Here is a 1,752-nt window from a genome sequence, read left to right as displayed (position 1 = left end):
TCGTCAGCGCTCGCCGAGGATACAGTCCTCCGGTGGGTAGACAGTCGCTCGCCACCGTTCGCAACTGCCGCCGTTGCGAGTCATTCTCCTCAGTCCGGCCCGGGCGTTTGCAGGATACCTTCCAGCGAGGCGAAGACGTTTGACAGATGCTGTTGCAGCGACAGTGGTTCGGGTGAACGCATCCACCGTTCCTCCGCGCTTTGTTCGATCACCGCGCCGATCCGTGCCGTGAGAATTGCCGCGTCGGCATCTAGACCACGACTTCGCAGTGCATCGGCTATCGCGGCGATGAGCGCCGTTCGTTTGCCCAGATCGCGCTCTAGGAGGTCGGGGTTCTCGTCGATAATCTGGCGCCGGCGGATCGACGCGTCGCGCAGACCCTCGAATAGCTCTTCGGCGGCGGCCTGCAACCCGTGAACGACGACGTCGATCGGTCGTGATGCGTCGTCGCTGGCGAGGATTTCGCGGAGGACGATCTCGCGGTGGCGCTGTGTACGCGGACCGAAGAGGACGTCCTTCTTGGTGTCGAAGTGGTTGAAAAAGGTTCGCTCGGTGAGGCCCGCCCGCCGGGCGATCTCGGACACCGTAGTGCCTGCGAATCCTTGTTGACCGAAGAGTTCAAGCGCGGCTAATTGCAGCCGTCCGACCGCGTCAGGGTCCCAGCGAGGCATCAGTACATCGTAGTGATTGCATTCTATGCAATCACTACGCTAAGCATAGGGAGGGACTAATTCGTCTGCGAGATGCACCGGTCCATCGGTGCGGAGAAGAGTAGAGATGCGCGTCTTTGTCACCGGGGCATCGGGACACGTCGCTTCCGCAGTGGTGCCAGAGTTGGTGTCAGCCGGTCACAGCGTTATCGGCCTGGCTCGTTCGAACCGCTCTGCTGGTGTGGTGGAATCGCTCGGGGCGCAGGCCTGCCGCGGCGACCTTGCTGAACGAGAGGTCTTGCGTGCACAAAGCCGGGAGGCCGACGCGGTTATCCATCTGGCCTTCCCAAACTACGAACAGAACTCCGGAAACTTGGCGAGCGCCGTATCCACAGACCTTGAGGCCATCCACGCGATCAGTGACGCCCTGGTGGGATCGGACAAGCCGTTCATCGTCACAAGCGCGACCGGTGCGATGGCTCTTGCTGGTTTCACCGGCGTCCTCCACGAGCGAGATGAGCTGCCACGCGGCCCGCGCATCGAGGCCGAAAACACCGTGATCGCGCTGGCTGAAAAGAAGGTGCGCACCTCGATAGTTCGGCTTCCGCCCACGGTGCACGGCGGCGGTGTTTACGGCTTTGCCTCCGGCCTGGTCTCGCTCGCGCAAGCCACGGGGACCGTAGGGTACCTGGGCTCAGGTGACAATCGATGGCCCTCAGTACATGTCAAGGATGTCGCGCTGCTGTATCGGCTCGCACTTGAAGCTGCACCCGCCGGAACACGTCTACACGCCGTAGCCGAAAAGGGTATCCCGGTGCGGAAAATCGCCGAGACAATCGGTCGTAAGTTGAACCTCCCAGTGGCGTCGATTGCCCCGGAAGAGGCCCAACAGCACTTCGAGTTCCTCAGTGCGTTCATAGGCATGGACAACCCGACGACTAGCGAATACACCCGCGACACGTTGGGCTGGACGCCAACACACCCCGGCCTGTTAGCCGACCTCGAGCAGGACGCGCAGCTAAAGGCGCGTGTCGGGTAAAAGAGGCGACCGGATCGTGATGGCTCTGTCGTCGGCGGCGCCGCAGGTAGACGACGGAATCGT

The 1,752-nt window shown here is 62.2% G+C and carries 2 protein-coding genes; one reads left to right on the top strand and one right to left on the bottom strand.

The genetic code is table 11. The features are described from left to right. Window positions 1–89: 89 nt before the first annotated feature. A complete protein-coding gene (locus AWC31_RS21270; RefSeq protein WP_085145982.1) occupies window positions 90–671 on the bottom strand; it encodes a TetR/AcrR family transcriptional regulator in 582 nt (193 codons plus the stop codon). Between the two features lie 106 nt (window positions 672–777). Between AWC31_RS21270 and AWC31_RS21265 the strand changes: the two genes are divergently transcribed. Further along, entirely contained in the window at window positions 778–1,689 is a 912-nt protein-coding gene (locus tag AWC31_RS21265) for an SDR family oxidoreductase (RefSeq protein ID WP_085145981.1), read from the top strand. Window positions 1,690–1,752 lie beyond the last annotated feature (63 nt).

This window comes from Mycolicibacterium wolinskyi (genome assembly GCF_002101965.1).
Lineage (GTDB): Bacteria > Actinomycetota > Actinomycetes > Mycobacteriales > Mycobacteriaceae > Mycobacterium > Mycobacterium wolinskyi.
Note: the sequence above shows the minus strand (reverse complement) of the source record. Positions and strands in the feature narration are given on the sequence as shown.